This is a genomic window from Enterobacter sp. 61D5 (assembly GCF_034107965.1).
Classification (GTDB): domain Bacteria; phylum Pseudomonadota; class Gammaproteobacteria; order Enterobacterales; family Enterobacteriaceae; genus Enterobacter; species Enterobacter cloacae_M.
Genome location: NZ_JAWNFK010000008.1, coordinates 40,587 through 64,122 on the forward strand (window position 1 = coordinate 40,587; position 23,536 = coordinate 64,122).

At 56.0% G+C, this 23,536-nt stretch carries 18 protein-coding genes; 13 read left to right on the forward strand and 5 right to left on the reverse strand.

Annotated elements, in window-relative coordinates; translation table 11 throughout:
• Positions 1-5: 5 nt before the first annotated feature.
• The 6 genes from msbA to UTM25_RS09145 all read left to right on the forward strand — a co-directional run bounded on the left by msbA (position 6) and on the right by UTM25_RS09145 (position 6,008).
• Positions 6-1,754 (forward strand): lipid A ABC transporter ATP-binding protein/permease MsbA, encoded by a 1,749-nt coding sequence (gene msbA / locus UTM25_RS09120; RefSeq protein ID WP_063441480.1) that lies wholly within the window; start codon positions 6-8, stop codon positions 1,752-1,754.
• Positions 1,751-2,728 (forward strand): tetraacyldisaccharide 4'-kinase, encoded by a 978-nt coding sequence (gene lpxK / locus UTM25_RS09125; RefSeq protein WP_194399976.1) that lies wholly within the window; start codon positions 1,751-1,753, stop codon positions 2,726-2,728. Before msbA ends, lpxK begins: the two co-directional genes overlap by 4 nt.
• A 44-nt stretch (positions 2,729-2,772) precedes the next feature.
• The gene (locus tag UTM25_RS09130) at positions 2,773-4,002 is read left to right on the forward strand and encodes a winged helix-turn-helix domain-containing protein (RefSeq protein WP_194399977.1); all 1,230 of its coding nucleotides are present in this window, start codon (positions 2,773-2,775) and stop codon (positions 4,000-4,002) included.
• A gap of 45 nt (positions 4,003-4,047) precedes the next feature.
• On the forward strand, positions 4,048-4,230 hold the full coding sequence (ycaR, locus tag UTM25_RS09135; protein ID WP_006174474.1) for a protein YcaR: 183 nt from the start codon (positions 4,048-4,050) through the stop codon (positions 4,228-4,230).
• Entirely contained in the window at positions 4,227-4,973 is a 747-nt protein-coding gene (gene kdsB, locus UTM25_RS09140) for a 3-deoxy-manno-octulosonate cytidylyltransferase (RefSeq protein WP_023311001.1), read from the forward strand. The genes ycaR and kdsB overlap by 4 nt, the downstream gene beginning before the upstream one ends.
• Positions 4,974-5,114: 141 nt before the next feature.
• A complete protein-coding gene (locus UTM25_RS09145) occupies positions 5,115-6,008 on the forward strand; it encodes a YcbJ family phosphotransferase (RefSeq protein ID WP_023311002.1) in 894 nt (297 codons plus the stop codon).
• On the opposite strand, the gene elyC is transcribed toward UTM25_RS09145, so the two are convergent.
• Entirely contained in the window at positions 5,985-6,764 is a 780-nt protein-coding gene (elyC, locus tag UTM25_RS09150) for an envelope biogenesis factor ElyC (RefSeq protein WP_194399978.1), read from the reverse strand. The two genes, UTM25_RS09145 and elyC, sit on opposite strands and share 24 nt — an antisense overlap.
• Before the next feature lie 124 nt (positions 6,765-6,888).
• Between elyC and cmoM the strand changes: the two genes are divergently transcribed.
• The 7 genes from cmoM (at position 6,889) to UTM25_RS09185 (ending at position 17,532) form a co-directional block, all read left to right on the forward strand.
• Positions 6,889-7,668 (forward strand): tRNA uridine 5-oxyacetic acid(34) methyltransferase CmoM, encoded by a 780-nt coding sequence (gene cmoM / locus UTM25_RS09155; RefSeq protein ID WP_194399979.1) that lies wholly within the window; start codon positions 6,889-6,891, stop codon positions 7,666-7,668.
• 3 nt (positions 7,669-7,671) lie between these two features.
• Positions 7,672-8,994 (forward strand): chromosome partition protein MukF, encoded by a 1,323-nt coding sequence (gene mukF, locus UTM25_RS09160; protein ID WP_023311005.1) that lies wholly within the window; start codon positions 7,672-7,674, stop codon positions 8,992-8,994.
• Positions 8,975-9,679 (forward strand): chromosome partition protein MukE, encoded by a 705-nt coding sequence (gene mukE, locus UTM25_RS09165; RefSeq protein ID WP_008499954.1) that lies wholly within the window; start codon positions 8,975-8,977, stop codon positions 9,677-9,679. Before mukF ends, mukE begins: the two co-directional genes overlap by 20 nt.
• Positions 9,679-14,130, forward strand: a complete 4,452-nt coding sequence (mukB, locus tag UTM25_RS09170) for a chromosome partition protein MukB (protein ID WP_194399980.1) — start codon at positions 9,679-9,681, stop codon at positions 14,128-14,130. The genes mukE and mukB overlap by 1 nt, the downstream gene beginning before the upstream one ends.
• Positions 14,131-14,313: 183 nt before the next feature.
• Positions 14,314-16,137, forward strand: a complete 1,824-nt coding sequence (gene ldtD / locus UTM25_RS09175; protein ID WP_194399981.1) for a L,D-transpeptidase — start codon at positions 14,314-14,316, stop codon at positions 16,135-16,137.
• Positions 16,138-16,312: 175 nt separating this feature from the next.
• A complete protein-coding gene (locus UTM25_RS09180; protein ID WP_023335137.1) occupies positions 16,313-16,864 on the forward strand; it encodes a YcbK family protein in 552 nt (183 codons plus the stop codon).
• 20 nt (positions 16,865-16,884) lie between these two features.
• Positions 16,885-17,532, forward strand: coding sequence for an MBL fold metallo-hydrolase (locus tag UTM25_RS09185; protein ID WP_194399982.1), 648 nt, complete (start codon positions 16,885-16,887; stop codon positions 17,530-17,532).
• Positions 17,533-17,580: 48 nt separating this feature from the next.
• Here the strand turns inward: UTM25_RS09185 and UTM25_RS09190 are convergent, their stop codons facing one another.
• The 4 genes from UTM25_RS09190 to pncB all read right to left on the reverse strand — a co-directional run bounded on the left by UTM25_RS09190 (position 17,581) and on the right by pncB (position 23,438).
• Positions 17,581-18,771 carry an amino acid aminotransferase gene (locus UTM25_RS09190; RefSeq protein ID WP_194399983.1) on the reverse strand — a complete coding sequence of 397 codons (1,191 nt, stop codon included), beginning with the start codon at positions 18,769-18,771 and terminating at the stop codon, positions 17,581-17,583.
• 184 nt (positions 18,772-18,955) lie between these two features.
• Positions 18,956-20,062 carry a porin gene (locus tag UTM25_RS09195; protein WP_032658185.1) on the reverse strand — a complete coding sequence of 369 codons (1,107 nt, stop codon included), beginning with the start codon at positions 20,060-20,062 and terminating at the stop codon, positions 18,956-18,958.
• Positions 20,063-20,668: 606 nt separating this feature from the next.
• Positions 20,669-22,069, reverse strand: coding sequence for an asparagine--tRNA ligase (asnS, locus tag UTM25_RS09200; RefSeq protein WP_032658183.1), 1,401 nt, complete (start codon positions 22,067-22,069; stop codon positions 20,669-20,671).
• Between the two features lie 166 nt (positions 22,070-22,235).
• A complete protein-coding gene (pncB, locus tag UTM25_RS09205) occupies positions 22,236-23,438 on the reverse strand; it encodes a nicotinate phosphoribosyltransferase (protein WP_047174498.1) in 1,203 nt (400 codons plus the stop codon).
• Positions 23,439-23,536 lie beyond the last annotated feature (98 nt).

Here is a 23,536-nt window from a genome sequence, read left to right on the forward strand (position 1 = left end):
TTTGAATGCATAACGACAAAGATCTCTCCACGTGGCAAACCTTCCGCCGACTCTGGCCGATGATTGCACCCTTTAAAGCAGGCCTGATCGTGGCGGGTGTTGCGTTAATTCTCAACGCAGCCAGCGATACTTTTATGCTATCGCTCCTCAAACCGTTACTGGACGACGGTTTTGGTAAAACGGATCGCTCAGTGTTGCTATGGATGCCTCTGGTGGTTATCGGACTGATGATCTTACGCGGCATCACCAGCTATATTTCCAGCTACTGTATTTCCTGGGTATCAGGGAAAGTGGTGATGACCATGCGCCGTCGCCTGTTCAGCCACATGATGGGCATGCCGGTCTCGTTCTTTGACAAGCAGTCTACCGGGACGCTGCTGTCTCGTATTACCTACGATTCCGAGCAGGTTGCCTCCTCGTCCTCAAGCGCGCTGATCACCGTTGTGCGTGAGGGTGCGTCAATCATCGGCCTGTTCGCGATGATGTTCTATTACAGCTGGCAGCTGTCGATCATCCTTATCGTTCTGGCGCCGATAGTTTCTATTGCTATCCGCGTCGTCTCAAAGCGCTTCCGCAATATCAGTAAGAATATGCAGAACACGATGGGGCAGGTGACGACCAGCGCGGAACAGATGCTGAAAGGGCATAAAGAAGTTCTGATTTTTGGCGGTCAGGACGTCGAAACCAAACGCTTTGATAAAGTCAGCAACAAAATGCGTCTGCAGGGGATGAAAATGGTCTCGGCCTCTTCCATTTCTGACCCGATTATTCAGCTGATTGCCTCCCTGGCGCTGGCATTCGTCCTCTATGCGGCAAGCTTCCCAAGCGTGATGGAGACGCTGACGGCGGGTACTATCACCGTGGTCTTCTCCTCAATGATCGCCCTGATGCGTCCGCTGAAGTCACTGACGAACGTGAACGCCCAGTTCCAGCGCGGGATGGCCGCCTGTCAGACGCTGTTCAGCATTCTGGATTCCGAACAGGAAAAAGATGAAGGTACACGCGAGATTGAGCGCGCCCGTGGCGACGTTGAATTCCGCAATGTCACTTTCTCCTATCCTGGACGTGAAACGCCGGCGCTGCGTAATATCAACCTGTCCATTCCGGCGGGTAAAACCGTGGCTCTGGTGGGCCGTTCCGGCTCGGGTAAATCGACGATTGCCAGCCTGATCACCCGATTCTACGATATTAACGAAGGTGAGATCCTCCTGGACGGTCATGATCTGCGGGAGTATACCCTGCAGTCGCTGCGTAACCAAGTGGCGCTGGTTTCCCAGAACGTGCACCTGTTCAACGATACCGTGGCTAACAACATTGCGTATGCGCGCACGGATGAATACAGCCGCGAGCAGATTGAGAACGCCGCGCGCATGGCCTACGCAATGGACTTTATCAACAAGATGGATAACGGCCTTGATACGATAATCGGTGAGAACGGGGTGCTGCTCTCCGGCGGCCAGCGTCAGCGTATCGCCATTGCGCGTGCGCTGCTGCGTGACAGCCCGATTCTGATTCTGGACGAAGCGACCTCTGCGCTGGATACGGAATCTGAACGCGCTATTCAGTCTGCGCTGGATGAGCTGCAAAAGAACCGTACCTCGCTGGTGATTGCGCACCGTCTGTCGACTATCGAGCAGGCTGACGAAATCGTCGTGGTTGAGGACGGTATCATTGTTGAACGCGGAAGCCATGCTGATTTGCTGGAACACCGCGGCGTTTACGCCCAGCTTCATAAGATGCAGTTTGGCGAATGATTGCACGCATCTGGTCCGGTGAATCCCCGCTGTGGCTGCTGCTTTTGCCGCTCTCCTGGCTTTACGGCCTGGTGAGCGGCATTATCCGTATGCTTTACCGTCTGGGGCTGAAGCGCGCCTGGCGCGCGCCGGTTCCGGTGGTGGTGGTCGGTAATCTTACGGCGGGCGGCAACGGTAAAACACCGGTGGTTATCTGGCTGGTGGAGCAATTGCAAAAACGCGGTATCCGCCCGGGGGTGGTATCGCGCGGATATGGCGGTAAAGCGGCGCGTTATCCGCTGCTGCTGACGGCGGAAATCACGACCGCCGAAGCGGGTGATGAGCCGGTATTGATTTTCCAGCGTACCGGCGCGCCGGTTGCGGTCTCCCCGGTGCGCAGCGACGCCGTTCAGGCACTGCTTGCCGAACACGCGGTACAAATCATTATCACTGACGATGGCCTGCAGCATTACGCCCTGGCGCGTGATAAAGAGATTGTGGTCATCGACGGGGTTCGCCGCTTCGGCAACGGCTGGTGGCTGCCTGCCGGACCCATGCGTGAACGCGCTTCGCGTCTTAAGTCCGTTAATGCGGTGATTGTGAACGGTGGTGAGGCAAAAGCGGGTGAAATCCCGATGCATCTGCAGCCAGGCCTGGCGATCAACCTGGTGACGGGTGAGCGCCGGTCGGTTGCTGAGCTGCCTTCACCGGTGGCGATGGCGGGGATTGGCCATCCGCCGCGCTTCTTCGCGACGCTGGAACAGTGTGGTGCCCGGCTGGAAAAACGCGTTCCGCTGGCCGACCACCAGGCGCTGGTGGAAGGGCAGGTAGACGCCCTGACCGTACCCGGGCAGTCGCTGATCATGACCGAAAAAGATGCGGTGAAATGCCGTGCCTTCGCGAAAGAAAACTGGTGGTATCTGCCGGTTGACGCTGAACTCAGCGGCGAGCAGCCGGAACGTTTGCTCAAGGAACTGATTGCGTTGGTGAAATAAACGCTTACGCGGTTCTGGTGGCGCTTTGACTGACAGGATAACGCATGTCTTTACCGCAACTCTCGCTTTCAGCCGCACGTCATTTACACCTTGCCGCGCAGGGGCTGCTTAAAAAGCCCCGCCGCCGCGCGCAGCCTGCCGATATTCTCTCGACCGTCCAGCGCATGTCGCTGCTTCAAATCGACACCATTAACATTGTGGCGCGTAGCCCTTACCTGGTGCTGTTTAGCCGCCTGGGGAATTATCCTTCGCAGTGGCTGGATGAGGCGCTCAGCAAGGGAGAGTTAATGGAGTACTGGGCGCACGAAGCCTGCTTCCTGCCCCGCAGCGATTTTGCCCTGGTTCGCCACCGTATGCTTGCCCCGGAAAAGATGGGCTGGAAATACCGACAGGCGTGGATGCTGGAACATGCGGCCGAAATTGAGCAGCTTATCGCGCATATTCAGGATAACGGTCCCGTACGCTCAGCCGATTTTGAACACCCGCGCAAAGGCACCAGCGGCTGGTGGGAGTGGAAGCCGCATAAACGTCATCTCGAAGGGCTGTTTACCTCTGGCAAAGTCATGGTGATTGAGCGGCGTAATTTTCAGCGCGTCTACGATCTGACGCATCGCGTGATGCCGCACTGGGACGACGAGCGTGACCTGCTTACCCAGGAGGCGGCCGAGGCCATCATGCTGGAGAACAGCGCCCGCAGTCTGGGGATTTTCCGCACGCAATGGCTGGCAGACTATTACCGCCTTCGCCAGCCCGCGCTGAAACCGCTGCTGGATATCTGGCAACGCGAACAGCGCATCATTCCCGTCACGGTGGAAACGCTGGGCGAAATGTGGCTGCATGCGGATCTCCTCCCGCTACTGCCTCAGGCCCAGGAGGGGAAACTTCAGGCAACCCACAGTGCGGTGTTGTCGCCTTTCGACCCGGTCGTCTGGGACAGAAAACGCGCCGAGCAGCTGTTCGATTTTAGCTATCGGCTGGAATGTTATACCCCGGCCCCAAAGCGCCAGTATGGTTACTTTGTTCTCCCGCTGCTGCATAAGGGGCAACTGGTCGGGCGCATGGACGCCAAAATGCACCGCAAGACCGGCACGCTTGAAATCATTGCGCTTTATCTGGAAGAGGGCGTCAGGGTGACGGCGAGCCTGGAAAAAGGGTTAACGTTCGCCATTAGCGAATTCGCGCGCTGGCAGGGCGCCCGCGACGTGACGCTGGGCCGGGTACCCGACGGACTGTTTACAACCTGTCGAAGTGGCTGGGAAACAGGCACTCCCTGAAAAGGGAATGTGTTAAGCTTTAGCGATTACCCATACGGAGGAACTATGGATCACCGTTTACTTGAAATTATTGCCTGCCCGGTATGCAACGGCAAACTCTACTACAGCCAGGACAAACAGGAGCTGATCTGCAAGCTGGACAGCCTGGCTTTCCCGCTGCGTGACGGCATTCCGGTACTGCTGGAAAATGAAGCTCGTTCCCTGGTGGCAGAAGAGAGCAAACCATGAGTTTTGTTGTCATTATTCCTGCGCGTTATGCTTCAACGCGTCTGCCGGGTAAACCGCTGGTGGATATTAACGGCAAGCCGATGATTGTGCATGTTCTTGAGCGTGCGCGTGAATCCGGTGCCGATCGCGTGATTGTTGCTACCGATCATCCTGACGTCGCCCGTGCGGTTGAGGCGGCAGGCGGTGAGGTATGCATGACCCGCGCCGATCACCAGTCCGGCACCGAGCGTCTGGCGGAAGTGGTTGAGAAATGTGGTTTCAGTGATGATACGGTCATCGTTAACGTGCAGGGTGACGAGCCGATGATCCCGGCGGTGATTATCCGTCAGGTGGCAGAAAACCTGGCTCAGCGTCAGGTTGGTATGGCGACGCTCGCGGTGCCTATTCACCACGCTGAAGAGGCATTCAATCCGAATGCGGTGAAGGTGGTCATGGATGCCGAAGGCTATGCGCTCTATTTCTCCCGCGCCACGATCCCCTGGGATCGCGATCGCTTTGCGCTCTCTAAAGAGACCATCGGTGATACCTTCCTGCGTCATATTGGGATCTACGGCTATCGGGCCGGTTTTATTCGTCGATATGTTACCTGGGCGCCGAGCCCGCTGGAGCATATCGAAATGCTGGAGCAGCTTCGCGTGCTCTGGTACGGCGAAAAAATTCACGTTGCCGTTGCCAGCGAAGTGCCTGGAACGGGCGTTGATACGCCGGAAGATCTTGAGCGCGTCCGCGCCGAGCTGCGCTAATACCGCCTGCATCCCTCCTGACGGGGGGATGTCCTCTCCCCGTTAATTCCTCTTTCTTTTCCCTAATTGATCTCTTCCGGGTGACATCTTCCTTCAGGGCGCTCATTATAAAAGCAGTAGTCTTAATGGGGGTAATCTCATATGGAACAGCTGCGTGCCGAACTTAGCCATCTGCTGGGTGAGAAATTAAGCCGGGTCGAATGCGTGAGTGAAAAGGCCGATACCGCGCTTTGGTCGTTGTATGACAGTCAGGGCAACCCTATGCCGCTGATGGCCAGAAGTTTCACCTCGCCGGGCGTTGCCAGGCAGCTTGCATGGAAAATGTCGATGCTGGCGCGGGAGGGAACCGTCCGTATGCCGACGGTGTACGGCGTGATGACGCACGAGGAACACCCCGGCCCGGACGTGCTGCTGATTGAGCGCTTGCGCGGCGTGCCCGTTGAAGCGCCCGCGCGCACGCCGGAACGCTGGGAGCAGTTAAAAGACCAGATTGTCGAGGCGCTGCTGGCCTGGCATCGTCAGGATAGCCGCGGGCTTGTCGGTCCGGTCGACAGCACTCAGGAAAACCTGTGGCCGCTGTGGTATCGCCAGCGGGTGGAAGTGCTGTGGGGAACGCTTAACCAGTTCAACAATACCGGTTTAACCATGCAGGACAAACGTATTCTGTTTCGCACCCGCGAGTGCTTACCGGCGCTGTTCGACGGTTTTAATGACAACTGCGTGCTGATCCACGGTAATTTCACCCTGCGAAGCATGCTCAAAGACTCCCGTAGCGATCAGCTTCTGGCGATGCTCGGGCCGGGGATCATGCTCTGGGCTCCGCGCGAATATGAGCTGTTCAGGCTCAGCGACAGCGGGGCGGCGGAAGGTTTACTGTGGCACTACCTTCAACGCGCGCCCGTTGCAGAAGCGTTTCTCTGGCGGCGCTGGCTTTACCTGCTCTGGGACGAAGTCGCGCAGCTGGTGAATACGGGACGTTTTAATCGCGCAAATTTCGATCTGGCAACAAAATCACTCCTGCCCTGGCTCGCCTGACGATCCTTTCAGCCACTGCCAGAGGCGTCCGAGCGTCTCATAACCGACGCGATCGCTATGCATCAGCCACGCCGGGGAGGGGAGCGCCCGTTCCCACGGGTTGAGCGGCGCGTCGATGGCCATCTGGTTTGCCGGTGCGGGAAGCGGGTGCAGGCCTTGCTTCTCAAAGAAAATCATCGCGCGCGGCAGGTGTGAGGCGGAGGTCACCAGCAAGAACGGGACATCGCCAATCGCCTGCTTCACTGCGGCAGCCTCTTCTTCGGTATCTTTTGGGCTGTCCAGAGTGATAATTGAGGAGCGCGGCACGCCGAGTGATTCCGCGACTCTGGCGCCTGCCTCAGCCGTACTCACCGGGTTCGTTTTGGCCGCCGCGCCGGTGAAGATCATTTTTGATCCCGGATTCGCCAGCCAGAGGCGAATGCCTTCATTTAGTCGTGGCAGGCTGTTGTTGATCAGGTTTGAACTGGGGGCCCAGTCAGGATCCCAGGTATATCCGCCGCCCAGCACCACGATGTACGCCACTTTCTGATTTCCCTGCCATGTTGGGTACTTGTTTTCGATGGGGCGTAAAAGACCATCCGCGACCGGCTGCAGGCTCAACAGCAGCAGGACAAACCAGCCGAGCGTGATAAGCGTTTTGCCACTCTTCTGAAAGCGACTGAACCACACCAGCGCCAGCCCCAGCGCGATGATGATGAGCAGCAGCGGAAGGGGAAGCATCATCCCTCCAATGTATTTCTTAAGGGTAAAAAGCATCCTTTTTGGTTCCTTTTTTGACCATATAGCAGGTGATTACCCGTGATATTACACCAGAGAGGTTCATTCTCCGCGCGGGTGTGACAAAATAGCGGTTTTGCAGTTAGCGAGTGGAACTCTCCCAATGCGGGATCGCAATTTTGATGACATCGCGGAAAAGTTTTCGCGCAACATTTATGGCACCACGAAAGGGCGGCTCCGTCAGACGATCCTCTGGCAGGATCTGGACACCATTCTGGCCACCTTTGGTGGTCAAACGTTGCGCGTGCTGGACGCCGGTGGCGGTGAAGGGCAGACGGCGATAAAAATGGCCGAGCGCGGTCATCACGTCACGCTTTGCGATCTTTCTGCTGAAATGGTCGCCCGCGCGACGCGTGCTGCAGAAGAGAAAGGTGTGAGCGACAACATGCATTTTATACAATGCGCCGCTCAGGACATCGCGCAGCATTTGGAAACCCAGGTTGATCTGATATTGTTTCATGCGGTGCTGGAGTGGGTTGCCGATCCGCAAAGCGTGTTACAAACCCTGTGGTCGATGTTGCGCCCGGGCGGCACGCTGTCGCTGATGTTCTACAATGCTAACGGCTTCCTGATGCACAACATGGTTGCAGGAAACTTCGACTATGTGCAGGTCGGGATGCCCAAAAAGAAAAAGCGCACGCTTTCCCCGGACTATCCGCGCGATCCACAGCAGGTTTATGGCTGGCTGGAAGCGATTGGCTGGCAGATCGTCGGGAAGACGGGCGTCAGGGTGTTTCATGATTATCTGCGTGAAAAACACAAACAGAGTGACTGTTTTGACACCTTAACAGAATTAGAAACGCGGTATTGCCGTCAGGAGCCTTTTATCAGCCTTGGCCGCTATATTCACGTCACCGCGCACAAGCCGCAGATGCAAGGATAACCTATGAGTGAATTTTCCCAGACAGTCCCCGAACTGGTTGCCTGGGCCAGGAAAAACGATTTCTCCATCTCGCTGCCGGTAGACAGACTCTCTTTCCTGCTGGCGGTTGCCACGCTGAACGGCGAACGGCTGGACGGTGAAATGAGCGAGGGTGAACTGGTGGATGCGTTCCGCCATGTCAGTGATGCGTTTGAGCAAACCAGCGAAACCATTAGCGTGCGTGCCAACAACGCGATCAACGATATGGTGCGTCAACGTCTGCTGAACCGCTTTACCAGCGAGCAGGCGGAAGGAAACGCCATCTATCGCCTGACGCCGCTGGGCATCGGCATCACCGATTACTACATCCGCCAGCGTGAATTTTCCACGCTGCGTCTTTCCATGCAGCTCTCGATCGTGGCGGGTGAGCTTAAGCGCGCCGCCGATGCGGCGGATGAAAACGGTGACGAATTCCACTGGCACCGTAACGTCTACGCGCCGCTGAAATATTCGGTGGCAGAGATTTTCGACAGTATCGATCTCACCCAGCGTCTGATGGACGAACAGCAGCAGCAGGTGAAAGACGATATCGCCCAGCTGCTGAATAAAGACTGGCGAGCGGCCATCTCCAGCTGTGAACTTCTGCTGTCAGAAACCTCCGGCACGCTGCGCGAGCTCCAGGATACGCTGGAAGCCGCAGGGGACAAGCTGCAGGCGAATCTGCTGCGCATCCAGGACGCGACGCTGGCGCACGACGATCTGCATTTTATCGATCGACTGGTCTTCGATCTGCAGAGCAAACTCGACCGCATTATCAGCTGGGGTCAGCAGTCAATCGACCTGTGGATCGGCTACGACCGACACGTGCATAAATTTATCCGTACCGCGATTGATATGGATAAAAACCGCGTCTTTGCCCAGCGTCTGCGTCAGTCGGTGCAGACCTATTTCGATGCGCCGTGGGCGCTGACCTACGCCAATGCCGATCGTCTGCTGGATATGCGCGACGAAGAGATGGCGCTGCGCGATGAAGAGGTGACCGGTGAACTGCCGCCGGATCTGGAATACGAAGAATTTAACGAAATTCGCGAGCAGCTTGCGGCGATGATCGAAGAACAGCTCGCTGTCTACAAAACCAGACAAGTGCCGCTGGATCTTGGTCTCGTGGTGCGCGACTATCTGGCGCAATATCCTCGCGCGCGCCACTTCGACATTGCACGCATTGTGGTAGACCAGGCGGTGCGCCTGGGCGTCGCGCAAGCAGATTTCACCGGACTGCCGCCGAAGTGGCAGCCAATTAACGATTACGGAGCCAAGGTACAGGCGCATGTCATTGACAAATATTGAACAAGTGATGCCCGTTAAGCTGGCACAGGCGCTGGCGAATCCGTTATTTCCGGCGCTGGACAGCCAGCTGCGTGCCGGTCGTCACATTGGCTTAGACGAGCTGGATAATCACGCCTTTTTGATGGACTTCCAGGAGTACCTGGAAGAGTTTTACGCGCGCTACAACGTGGAGCTTATCCGCGCGCCGGAAGGGTTTTTCTACCTGCGCCCGCGCTCCACGACGCTTATTCCGCGTTCCGTGCTCTCAGAGCTGGATATGATGGTCGGCAAAATTCTTTGCTACCTCTACCTCAGCCCGGAACGTCTGGCGAATGAAGGGATCTTCACCCAGCAGGAACTTTACGACGAGCTGTTGACGCTGGCAGATGAAAGTAAGCTGCTCAAGCTGGTGAACAACCGCTCCACGGGGTCGGATCTTGACCGTCAGAAATTACAGGAAAAAGTTCGCTCTTCCCTGAACCGTCTGCGTCGTCTGGGGATGGTCTGGTTTATGGGCCACGACAGCAGCAAATTCCGCATTACGGAATCTGTCTTCCGCTTCGGCGCCGACGTGCGTGCGGGCGATGACGCGCGTGAAGCGCAGCTTCGCATGATCCGCGACGGTGAAGCGATGCCGGTGGAAAACCATTTGCAGCTCAATGACGAGCATGAAGAGAATCTGCCGGATAGCGGGGAGGAAGAGTAATGATTGAACGCGGTAAATTTCGCTCACTGACGCTGATTAACTGGAACGGCTTCTTTGCCCGAACGTTCGATCTGGATGAGCTGGTCACGACGCTCTCCGGCGGTAACGGTGCGGGTAAATCCACCACCATGGCAGCCTTTGTTACGGCGCTGATCCCCGATCTGACGCTGCTCCACTTCCGTAACACCACCGAAGCGGGGGCCACAAGCGGCTCACGTGATAAAGGTCTGCACGGTAAGCTGAAGGCCGGCGTCTGTTATTCGGTTCTGGACGTTATTAACTCCCGTCATCAGCGCGTGGTGGTGGGCGTGCGCCTGCAGCAGGTCGCCGGTCGCGACCGCAAAGTGGATATCAAACCGTTTGCGATCCAGGGGCTGCCAACCTCCGTGCAGCCGACGGCACTGCTCACGGAAACCCTGAACGAACGTCAGGCGCGCGTGTTGACGCTGCAGGAGCTGAAGGACAAGCTTGAAGCCATCGAAGGCGTGCAGTTCAAGCAGTTCAACTCCATTACCGACTACCACTCGCTGATGTTCGATCTGGGCGTGGTGGCGCGTCGTCTGCGCACCGCATCAGACCGTAGTAAATACTACCGTCTGATCGAAGCGTCTCTGTACGGCGGTATCTCCAGCGCGATTACCCGCTCCCTGCGCGACTACCTGCTGCCGGAAAACAGCGGCGTGCGTAAGGCCTTCCAGGATATGGAAGCGGCGCTGCGCGAAAACCGCATGACGCTGGAAGCGATTCGCGTTACCCAGTCTGACCGCGACCTGTTTAAACACCTGATCAGCGAAGCCACCAACTACGTGGCGGCAGACTACATGCGCCACGCCAACGAGCGCCGCGTGCATCTCGATCAGGCGTTAGAATACCGTCGCGAGCTGTTTACCTCCCGTAAACAGCTGGTAGCGGAGCAGTACAAGCACGTCGAGATGGCGCGCGAGCTGGGTGAGCACAACGGTGCTGAAGGCGACCTGGAAGCCGACTATCAGGCCGCCAGCGATCATCTGAACCTGGTGCAGACCGCGCTGCGTCAGCAGGAAAAAATCGAGCGCTATGAAGCGGACCTCGATGAGCTTCAGATTCGTCTCGAAGAGCAAAATGAAGTGGTGGCTGAAGCCGCCGACATGCAGGAAGAGAACGAAGCCCGCGCCGAAGCGGCCGAGCTGGAAGTGGATGAGCTGAAAAGCCAGCTTGCCGATTACCAGCAGGCACTTGACGTGCAGCAGACGCGAGCGATTCAGTACACCCAGGCATTGCAGGCATTACAGCGTGCGAAAGAGCTGTGCCATCTGCCTGACCTGACGCCGGACAGCGCCGACGAGTGGCTGGATACCTTCCAGGCCAAAGAGCAGGAAGCCACCGAGAAACTGCTGTCCCTCGAACAGAAAATGAGCGTCGCGCAAACGGCGCACAGCCAGTTTGAGCAGGCTTATCAGCTGGTGGTCGCAATTAACGGCCCGCTGGCGCGTAGCGAAGCCTGGGACGTTGCCCGTGAACTGCTGCGCGACGGTGTGAACCAGCGCCATCTGGCCGAGCAGGTTCAGCCGCTGCGTATGCGTCTGAACGAGCTGGAGCAGCGCCTGCGCGAGCAGCAGGAAGCCGAGCGTCTGCTGGCGGAATTCTGCAAGCGTCAGGGAAAAAATTACGATTTCGACGAGCTTGAGGCCCTGCATCAGGAGCTGGAAGCGCGTATTGCGGCCCTGTCCGATACCGTATCAAACGCCAGCGAACAGCGTATGACCCTGCGTCAGGAGCTGGAGCAGATTCAGTCCCGTTCGAAGACGCTCCTGGAGCGTGCACCGGTCTGGCTGGCGGCTCAAAGCAGCCTGAACCAGCTCAGCGAGCAGTGCGGCGAGCAGTTCGAATCCAGCCAGGAAGTGACCGAATACCTGCAGCAGCTGCTGGAGCGCGAACGTGAAGCCATCGTTGAGCGTGACGAAGTGGGCGCCCGCAAGCGCGACGTCGATGAAGAAATTGAGCGCCTAAGCCAGCCGGGCGGTTCAGAAGATCCGCGCCTGAATGCGCTAGCCGAGCGTTTTGGCGGCGTGCTGCTGTCCGAGATTTATGACGACGTTGGCCTTGACGATGCCCCGTACTTCTCCGCGCTGTACGGTCCATCCCGCAACGCGATTGTAGTCCCGGATCTGTCGCTTATTTCTGAGCAGCTTGCCGGGCTGGAAGATTGTCCGGAAGATCTCTACCTGATCGAAGGGGATCCGCAGTCGTTCGATGACAGCGTATTCAGCGTCGACGAGCTGGAAAAAGCGGTAGTGGTGAAAATCGCCGACCGTCAGTGGCGTTATTCCCGCTTCCCTGAGCTGCCGCTGTTTGGCCGCGCCGCGCGCGAAAGCCGCATCGAGAGCCTGCACGCCGAGCGTGAGACGCTGTCTGAACGTTTTGCGAACCTGTCGTTTGACGTGCAGAAAACCCAGCGTCTGCACCAGGCGTTCAGCCGCTTTATCGGCAGCCATCTCGCCGTGGCGTTTGACGCGGATCCGGAAGCCGAAATCCGCAAGCTCAATACCCGTCGTGGCGAGCTTGAACGTGCCATTGCCAGCCATGAAAGTGATAACCAGCAGAGTCGCGTGCAGTTTGAACAGGCGAAAGAGGGCGTCGCTGCCCTTAACCGCATCCTGCCGCGCCTGAATCTGCTGGCGGACGACACGTTGGCTGACCGTGTGGATGAGATCCAGGAGCGTCTGGATGAAGCGCAGGAAGCCGCGCGTTTCGTTCAGCAGCACGGCAATCAGCTGGCGAAGCTGGAGCCCGTCGTGTCTGTACTGCAGAGCGACCCGGAACAGTTCGAGCAGTTAAAAGAAGATTATGCCTGGTCGCAGCAGGTGCAGCGCGAAGCGCGTCAGCAGGCGTTTGCCCTGACGGAAGTGGTGCAGCGTCGGGCCCACTTTGGCTACTCCGATTCGGCTGAAATGCTGAGCGGCAACAGCGACCTGAACGAAAAACTGCGTCAGCGCCTTGAGCAGGCGGAAGCGGAACGTACTCGCGCCCGCGAAGCAATGCGCAGCCACTCCGCTCAGCTGAACCAGTACAACCAGGTACTGGCCTCGCTGAAAAGCTCCTTCGATACCAAGAAAGAGCTGTTAAACGATCTGCAGAAAGAGCTTCAGGACATCGGCGTGCGTGCCGACAGCGGGGCTGAAGAGCGCGCGCGTATTCGTCGTGACGAGCTGCATTCTCAGCTCAGCAATAACCGCGCGCGTCGTAATCAGCTGGAAAAAGCGCTGACCTTCTGCGAAGCGGAAATGGATAACCTGACCCGTCGCCTGCGCAAGCTGGAGCGCGACTACTTTGAGATGCGCGAGCAGGTCGTGACCGCCAAGGCGGGCTGGTGCGCGGTGATGCGCATGGTGAAAGACAATAACGTTGAGCGTCGTCTGCACCGTCGCGAGCTGGCGTACCTCTCTGCCGATGAGCTGCGTTCCATGTCGGATAAGGCGTTGGGTGCGCTGCGTCTGGCGGTGGCGGATAACGAACACCTGCGCGACGTGCTGCGCATGTCGGAGGATCCAAAACGTCCGGAACGTAAAATCCAGTTCTTCGTGGCGGTTTACCAGCACCTGCGCGAGCGTATTCGTCAGGACATCATCCGTACCGACGATCCGGTTGAAGCCATCGAACAGATGGAAATCGAGCTGGGTCGCCTGACGGAAGAGCTGACCTCCCGCGAGCAGAAGCTGGCGATCAGCTCCCGCAGCGTGGCGAACATCATTCGTAAAACCATTCAGCGCGAACAGAACCGTATTCGCCAGCTGAACCAGGGTCTGCAGAGCGTGTCGTTTGGCCAGGTGAACAGCGTGCGCCTCAACGTCAACGTGCGTGAAGCCCACGCGACGCTGCTGGAAGTGCTGTCTGAGCAGCACGAGCAGCATCAGGATCTGTTCAACAGCAACCGTCTGACCTTCTCCGAAGCGCTGGCGAAGCTGTATCAGCGCCTGAACCCGCAGATTGATATGGGGCAACGTACGCCGCAAACCATCGGTGAGGAGCTGCTGGACTACCGTAACTACCTTGAAATGGAAGTTGAGGTAAACCGTGGCTCAGACGGCTGGCTGCGTGCGGAATCCGGGGCGCTCTCTACCGGTGAAGCGATCGGTACCGGTATGTCAATTCTGGTGATGGTCGTACAGAGCTGGGAAGATGAAGCGCGTCGCCTGCGCGGCAAAGACATCTCGCCGTGCCGACTGCTGTTCCTGGATGAGGCGGCGCGTCTTGATGCCCGCTCAATTGCTACGCTGTTCGAGCTTTGCGAACGTCTCGATATGCAGCTCATTATCGCGGCGCCGGAGAACATCAGCCCCGAGAAGGGCACCACCTACAAACTGGTGCGTAAGGTGTTCCAGAACAGCGAACACGTTCACGTTGTTGGGCTGCGTGGCTTTGCGCCGCAGCCGCCGGAGTCATTGCCGGAAAACACGGCGGACGCTTCCTGACGCGTCTTCTGACCCGAAGCGGCGCACTGGCGCCGCTTTTTTTTTAAACTTAACTTGTGCTTAGGGCTGCGTTATCTTTAAACTTCTTTACATAAGGTAAGGCAACAGCTTGGCCGTCTACCTATAATGAAAGAAAGCCCCAACTTGATTTGATGGGCATGTCGTGAAAACAGGGGGCAAGGGATGTTGCTTAAGAAAGAATGTGGTCGTCAGCTGTCTGCGCTGAGTTTATGCCTGGCAGTGATGTTTGCTCCGCTGTTAACCGCCCAGGCCGACGAGCCTGAAATTGTGCCGACTGACAGCTCGGCAACGACAGGCGCGCAGCCAACGTCGTTGTCCCAGCCGCTGGACCAGTCTCCGGCAACGGCTATCATGGCCGGTATTAAACCGCTGCCGGAAGGCATCGACGCCGAATCGCTCAGTCAGCAGCTGCAGTCTGAGCTGCCGTCAGGCTACACGCCTGTCTATATCAATCAGCTCACGCTCCTCTATGCTGCCCGCGATATGAAACCGATGTGGGAAAATCGCGATGCCGTGCGCGCCTTCCAGCAGCAGCTGGCGGAGGTCGCGATTGCAGGATTTCAGCCGCAGTTTACTAAGTGGGTTGAGCTGCTAACCGATCCTGCCGTCACCGGGCAGGCGCGGGACGTGGTCCTTTCCGATGCCATGATGGGCTACCTGCAGTTCGTGGCGGGTATTCCGGTCAATGGCAGCCGCTGGCTCTACAGCGATAAGCCGTACAAGCTGGCGACGCCGGCGCTGTCGGTGATTAACCAATGGCAGTTAGCGCTGGATAACGGCGAACTGCCGCGCTTTATCGCCAGCCTCGCACCGGCGCATCCACACTATGCCACTCTGCACCAGTCGCTCCTCGCGCTGGTGGGGGACTCGCGTCCATGGCCGCAAATGCGCGGGACCGCGACGCTGCGTCCGGGGCAGTGGAGCAGCGATGTGCCCGCCCTGCGCGAGATCCTGACGCGTTCCGGTCTTCTTGACGGCGGGCCAAAGATTGCTCTTCCGGGTGATGATCCACAAAACGTCGCCGTCAGCCCGTCAGCGCCCGTGAAAGAGAAGAAAGCCGTTGCCCTGAGCAACAAACCCGCGGCTTACGATCGCGAGCTGGTTGCGGCCGTTAAACAGTTCCAGGCCGCTCAGGGGCTGGGGGCCGATGGCGTCATTGGCCAGACGACGCGCGACTGGCTGAACGTATCGCCTGCGCAGCGGGCAGGGGTGCTGGCGCTCAATATCCAGCGTTTGCGCTTGCTGCCGGGAACGCTCTCTACCGGAATTATGGTTAACATCCCGGCGTATTCCCTGGTCTATTACCAGAACGGCAGCGAAGTGCTGGCGTCGCGCGTGATTGTCGGGCGTCCGGATCGTAAAACACCGATGATGAGCAGCGCGCTGAATAACGTGGTGGTTAACCCGCCGTGGAACGTGCCGCCGACGCTGGCGCGTAAAGACATTCTGCCGAAAGTCTGGAACGATCCGGGTTATCTGGAACGTCATGGCTACACGGTTATGCGTGGATGGAACAGTAAAGAGGCCATCGATCCTTATATGGTCGACTGGTCGACCATCACAGCGTCGAATCTGCCGTTCCGCTTCCAGCAGGCTCCCGGAGCGCATAACTCTTTAGGGCGCTACAAATTCAACATGCCGAGTTCAGAAGCTATCTACCTGCACGATACGCCGAACCACAACCTGTTCCAGAAAGATACGCGCGCGCTGAGTTCTGGCTGCGTGCGCGTGAACAAAGCCTCGGAGCTGGCCAATATGCTATTGCAGGATGCGGGCTGGAACGATACGCGCATCTCGGATGCCCTGAAACAGGGGGATACGCGTTACGTTAATATTCGCCACAATATTCCGGTCAATCTTTACTATCTGACGGCGTTTGTGGGCGAAGACGGGCGTACCCAGTATCGTACAGATATTTACAATTATGATCTCACCGCGCGATCCGGCGCACAAATTTTGCCAAAAGCGGAACAATTAATCAGGTAAATGAAGTAGTTCGGGAAAAATGATTGTCGTAAGTTATGGTGAATAAGGGGCTATATCGCTGCAAGCCGCGTATTCACTGGGGTTGGGCGCCTTGACGTACCAGGTTTTGCCAGTTAAGGTGCACCTTCGTGCGCTAAGCATATTACGATTTCTTTTACCTGTAGACCTGATTATCATGGACAAATTTGACGCTAATCGCCGCAAACTGCTGGCGTTAGGTGGCGTTGCGCTTGGCGCAGCGGCCATCCTGCCGACGCCAGCATTTGCCACCCTCTCGACACCTCGTCCGCGAGTTTTAACGCTCAACAATCTTCATACCGGTGAGTCGCTAAAAGCGGAGTTTTTTGATGGCAGAGGCTATATTCAGGATGAATTAGCAAGACTTAACCATTTTTTCCGTGATTTCCGCGCGAATAAAATAAAAGCCATCGATCCAGGACTGTTTGATCAGATTTTCCGCCTTCAGGGCCTGCTGGGCACCAGCAAGCCGGTTCAGCTCATTTCTGGCTATCGTTCAATTGATACCAATAATGAACTGCGCGCCCACAGTCGCGGGGTAGCCAAAAAAAGCTATCACACGAAGGGACAGGCAATGGATTTCCATATTGAAGGCGTTTCGTTAGCCAATATTCGCAAAGCCGCGTTATCTATGCGCGCAGGTGGTGTAGGATATTACCCCAGCAGCAACTTTGTGCATATTGATACCGGTCCGGTTCGGCACTGGTAATAACGAAACACAGGAGCAGTATGAACTATCGTATTATTCCGGTTACCGCGTTCTCCCAGAATTGTTCATTGATCTGGTGCGAACAGACTAAACTGGCCGCGCTTGTCGATCCCGGCGGTGACGCTGAGAAAATCAAGCAGGAAGTAGTAGCAAGCGGCGTCACGCTGATGCAGATTTTGCTCACTCATGGTCATCTTGACCATGTAGGTGCTGCGGCTGAACTGGCTGTACACTATGGTGTGCCGGTGATCGGCCCGGAAAAAGAAGATGAGTTCTGGCTGCAGGGGTTACCCGCCCAAAGCCGCATGTTTGGCCTTGATGAGTGTCAGCCCCTGACGCCCGATCGCTGGCTGAACGAGGGAGAGCGCGTTAACGTAGGGAATGTGACTTTACAGGTGTTGCATTGTCCTGGGCATACGCCAGGCCATATCGTCTTCTTTGATGACCAGTCCCGTCTGCTGATTTCCGGCGATGTGATCTTCAAAGGTGGTGTAGGACGCAGCGATTTTCCGCGCGGCGATCACGGGCAGCTGATCCAGTCGATTAAACAAAAGTTATTGCCGCTGGGTGATGACGTTACTTTTATCCCAGGACACGGTCCGATGTCGACGCTGGGCTATGAACGGCTCCATAATCCGTTCCTTCAGGATGAGATGCCTGTCTGGTAACCAGAATAAAAAAAGCCTGCATAACGCAGGCTTTTTTATGGGCGCAAATTACAGTACGGCGACAATCGCTTCGCACAGTGGCGCCATGTTGTCAGGCGTCATGCCAGCAACGTTCACGCGGCCAGAGGCCACGGCGTACACGCCAAACTCTTCACGCAGACGCAGAACCTGCTCTTTGGTCAGGCCGCTGAATGAGAACATGCCGTTCTGTTTGATGATGAAGCTGAAGTCGCGGTCCGCGCCTTTCTCAGCCAGGGTATTCACAAACAGCAGGCGCATGCGCTGAATGCGCTGGCGCATATCGTTCAGCTCTTGTTCCCAGATAGCGCGTAACGCATCGTTGCTGAGGATAGTGGCAACAACAGACGCACCGTGTGCCGGTGGGTTAGAATAGTTAGCGCGGATAACCGATTTCATCTGGCTGAACGCGCGATCGACGGTCTCTTCGTTAGCGGCAACCAGCGTACAGGCACCCACGCGCTCATTGTACAGACCGAAGTTCTTGGAATACGAGCTTGCGACAATCAGCTCCTGATGCGCGGCTGCGAACGCGCGCAGGCCTTCGGCATCTTCTTCCAGACCACGGGCAAAGCCCTGATAGGCGAAGTCAAACAGCGGCAGCCAGCCTTTTTCTACGGACAGCTTCGCCAGGTGTTCCCACTGCTCAAGTGTCGGATCGATACCGGTTGGGTTGTGGCAGCAGCCGTGGAACAGCACCACGTCACCTGCCTGCGCTTCGCTCAGGCTCGCCAGCAGGCCGTCAAAGTCGAGAGAGTGGTTTGCCGCGTCGTAGTAGGCATATTCACGCACTTCCAGACCCGCAGAGTTAAACACGCTTTTGTGGTTCGGCCAGCTTGGGTTACTTACCCATACGCGCTTAACAGAGGTGTTTTTCGCCAGGAAATCCGCCGCCACGCGCAGCGCGCCGGTACCGCCAGGGGTTTGTGCTGTGCGAGCGCGTTTGCTGCTCACAATTTCGCTGCCTTTACCGAACAGCAGTTCCTGAGTGCAGCGACCAAATTCAGGGATACCATCAATACCGAGGTAGTTTTTGGTGGTTTCGTTTTCCAGCAGATACTGCTCAGCTTTCTTAACGCTGGTCAGTACCGGAGTTTTGCCGGTTTCATCTTTATATACACCAATACCCAGGTTGATTTTGCCAGGGCGGTCGTCGGCACGAAACAGATCGGCCAGGCCCAGAATAGGGTCGGCAGGAGCGGCGGTAATGTTCTCAAACATGACGAAGTTCCATTGTGATTACAGAAGTGAAATCCGCTATCAGGTTAACGGTAGATTTACAAAATGCCAACCGTTTGCGACGAAAAGCGTGCGGCTTTTCAAAAGTCGCCATTATTTTCTGTCACGCATAAAAAAACAGGGCCGAAGCCCTGTTCATTAAGCATATAACAAAGTGGTGTACTGATTAGAACTGGTAGGTTACGCCCACAGCAGCCATATCGTCGTTGCCGTTCAGACCGCCAACAGCTTTCGCGTAGTCGGAGTCTTTGTCCAGCAGGTTGATGTAGTAGTCAGCCCACACGTTGAAGTTCTTGTTGAAGTAATAAGTGGTACCAACCTGGATGAATTTAGCCAGGTCTGCATCGCCACCGCTGAAGCCATTGACGGCAGCCAGGTCTTTACCTTTGGTCTGCACGTAGGAGATTGCTGGGCGCAGGCCGAAGTCGAACTGGTACTGAGCAACCACTTCGAAGTTCTGCGTTTTGTTAGCGAAGCCAGCGTCACCGTTAGAACCGGTACGAGTGGTGTTACGGGTTTCTGCATAGGTGGTTGCCAGGTAGATGTTGTTAGCGTCGTATTTCAGACCAACACCCCATGCTTCAGCTTTATCACCTTCCCCATCAGCTTTCTGGTTCAGAGTACGGTTAGCGTTGCTGTAAGATGCGATTGCACCGAAGCCTTCGCCGAAGTCGTAACCCAGAGAGTAGCCTACGCCGTCACCGTTAGAGGTTTTAACGTCAGTACGGTCGTTTTTGCCCTGGTACTGAACGCCCAGGCTCAGACCGTCAACCAGACCGAAGAAGTTGCTGTTACGGTAGGTCAGCAGACCGGTGCTGCGGCTGGTCATAAAGTTATCAACATAGTTACCGCCCCAGGTCATACCTGAGAAGGACGGCGCCATATCGGTGTATGATTCTACGTCGTAAACGATACCGTAGTTACGACCGTAGTCGATGCTGCCAGCATCGCCCGCTTTCAGGCCAGCGAATGCCAGACGGTTTTTGTTAGTCTGAGTACCATTTTCAGCCTGGTTGGCCAGGAAACGGTATTCCCACTGGCCGTAACCGGTCAGCTGGTCGTTGATCTGAGTTTCGCCTTTGAAACCGATCTGCGCGTAGGTAGCGTCGTTATTGTTGGTGTTATCACCGGAAGTCACGAAATCGTGCTCGGCGTTAACTTTACCGTAGAAGTCCAGTTTGTTGCCGTTCTTGTTATAGATTTCTGCAGCGTTAGCTGCACCGGCTACCAGCAGGGCAGGGATTACCACTGCCAGAATATTGCGCTTCATCATTATTTATTACCCTCATTGGTTTTTTTATGACACTCGCCACTGCCGTCAATAAATTCTGTCAATAAATATTTCCGGAACTATTGATGAGAGTTTGGTGTCTTTATGTATCTGACAGGCATCTTTCCATTCGGCGAAGCGTTTCGCTAGCCTGAAAGTGCTACAATTCTCAAGATTAAGTAACCGAAATAAAATATGTGTAACTAAATGTGTATTTTTGGGAACTTTGTGAACCACCTCAAACTTCAGAACGCCCTGGCGAATTAAACAACAAGCACTATCCTATATATATGAATTCCTTATGATTAATTGAGATAAAGGCGATTCATATAAACAGACGCTAAACGGCTCGTTTTTTCTTATGACTGTAAAAGGCCTTCCGGATGGCTGTAAAATTGGTTGAAATTTGTGCTATCGCCTAAGGGTGTAATAATCGCAATAAGAATGGGGTTTATTTTTTGTGGCTGGATATTTCGCGGAAACAAAACGTAACAGGTAGTGGTTGTGACGGGATGAAGGTTTAAAGACGCTGACTTTGCGCTGACGAAAACTGACAATGCAGAATAAAATAATGGCCAGCATCTGCTGGCCATTTCAGTCTTTTATCGATTAGAAGCTGGCGTTACGTGGAGTACGTGGGAACGGGATCACGTCGCGTACGTTCTGAACACCGGTAACATAGGCAATCAGACGCTCGAAGCCCAGACCAAAACCGGCGTGCGGTACGGTACCGTAACGACGCAGATCGCGGTACCAGCTGTAGTCAGCCGGGTTGAGCCCCATCTCTTCCATACGCGCGTCCAGCACGTCGAGACGCTCTTCACGCTGAGAGCCACCGATGATTTCACCAATGCCTGGCGCCAGAACGTCCATCGCTGCCACGGTTTTACCGTCTTCGTTAAGGCGCATATAGAAGGCCTTAATGTCTTTCGGGTAGTTTTTAACGACAACCGGCGCTTTGAAATGCTTCTCGGCCAGATAGCGTTCGTGCTCAGACGCCAGGTCAACGCCCCAGTAAACCGGGTTCTCGAACGTCTCACCGCATTTCTCGAGGATCGCCACCGCGTCGGTATAGTCCACCTGCGCAAAGTCGGCAGAGACGAAACGCTCCAGACGCGCCACAGCATCGCTGTCTACGCGTTCTGCGAAGAATTTCATGTCGTCAGGACGCTCTTCCAGCACCGCTTTGAACACATACTTCAGCATCGCTTCCGCCAGACCCGCAACATCGTCCAGGTCGGCGAAGGCCACTTCAGGCTCCAGCATCCAGAACTCCGCCAGGTGACGGCTGGTGTTGGAGTTTTCGGCGCGGAAGGTTGGGCCAAAGGTGTAGATCTTAGACAGCGCACAGGCGTACGTTTCGCCGTTGAGCTGACCAGATACCGTCAGGAAGGCTTCTTTACCAAAGAAGTCTTTGTCATAGTCCACTTTACCTTCAGGCGTACGCGGCAGGTTTTCCATGTCCAGCGTCGAGACGCGGAACATCTCACCCGCACCTTCCGTATCGGACGCGGTGATCAGCGGGGTAGACACCCAGAAATAACCCTGTTCATCGAAGAAACGATGCAGCGCCTGCGCCAGTGTATGACGAACGCGCGCCACCGCACCAATCAGGTTGGTACGCGGGCGCAGGTGGGCGACTTCACGCAGATATTCGATGCTGTGGCGTTTTGCCGCCATCGGATAGGTGTCCGGATCTTCAACCCAGCCGGTGACTTCAATCGCAGTGGCCTGAATTTCGAAGCTCTGGCCCTGGCCCGGTGACGCCACAACCACGCCGGTAACAATGACGGAGCAACCGGTTGTCAGGCGCAGAACGTCATCATTGTAATTGGGCAGAGAATTATTAATGACGGCCTGTACAGGATCAAAGCAGGAACCGTCATAGACGGCAAGGAAGGAGATGCCAGCTTTAGAATCTCGGCGGGTACGCACCCATCCGCGCACGGTGACTTCCTGGTCAACGGCGACACGGCCCTGGAGTACGTCGGCTACAGGCACAACGCTCATAATATTCTCTCTGTTAATAGTCGGAAAAAATAAACACTTGTCCACCCTTATGGGGGGATATCTATGTTACCTGCCATCCGCTATCAGACAAGTAAATTTCGCAGTCAAAAGAGAAGAATTGAGAAATAAATAAGAAGAAGGGAGCCATAAAGGCTCCCGTAAGCGCTTAACTGGCTTTTTTGATCAAGGGGAGGTCGAACGCTTTACGCAATGCGCGGACAAACGCTTTGTCATGGCAGATGGTTTTACCCGGGCTGTCGGAGAGTTTCGCCACCGGCTTGCCATTACATTCCACCAGTTTGATGACGATATTCAGAGGTTTTACCTGAGGAATATCGCAGGTCAGACGGGTACCAATCCCGAAGCTCAGGTTCACACGGGTATTGAAATGGCGATAGAGGTCGACCGCTTTCGCCAGGTCGAGATTATCCGAGAAGACCAGCACCTTGCTCATCGGATCAATGCCGAGTTTCTCGTAATGGGCAATGGCTTTCTCGCCCCATTCAACCGGATCCCCGGAGTCGTGGCGTAATCCCTGGTAACGTTCAGCGAACTCGGGACCAAAGTCGCGCAGGAAGGCATCCATCGTAATACAGTCGGTGAGGGCAATCCCGAGCTGATTCGGGTACTCCTCAAGCCATGCGGCCAGTGCCGCGCGCTGGCTGTTAGCCAGATCGGGGCTGATCTGCTGATGCGCCTGGAACCACTCGTGTGCCTGGGTGCCCATTGGCGTCAGGCTGAGGCGGCGCGCCAGATCGTAGTTGCTGGTGCCAACGAACCACGGCTCCTGCTGCAGACGTTTAACGATGGCCTCCTGAACGTCACGCGAGAAACGGCGACGCGTGCCAAAGTCCATCAGGCGGAAGCGGGACATGTCCAGCCCTTCGGTCAGCGTGGAGAAGGCTGCGAGTTTATTTTCCAGCGCGGCGACCGCCTGCTCGACGCCTTTTTCCGGCGAACGGTAGCGGTGAGCCAGTTCACTGATCACCGCCAGAAGCGGCACTTCCCACATGATCACTTCCCGCCACGGACCTTCAAGGCGAATATCCAGCTTGCCGTTATCGTTAAGCACGGTGACCTGCTCCGGCTTATAGCGGAAATCGCGCAGCCAGTTCAGGTAGTCGGCTTTGAAGAAAGGCAGGCCAGAAAGCCACTGATATTCCTCGTCCTGCAGCGTCAAATGCTGCATAGCATCGACCTGTTCACGAATGGCGTCTGCGTAGATACCGAGCAAGTCGTCGCCACGACAGCGGAATTCCGCCGCGACGTGAACGTCATAGTAGTGGTGGAAAACGGCTTGCTGCATATGCAGTTTATACGCGTCGGTATCCAGCAACGTATGCAGAACTGGAGAAGCGAATTGAGTCATAGGTGCGCAGTAGCATCCTCTCACAGGAGCGTTTAGTACAATAAACAACTCCGGAGTATACCTTGTTTAGTGATTTATTGAACCCCGATCACAACATA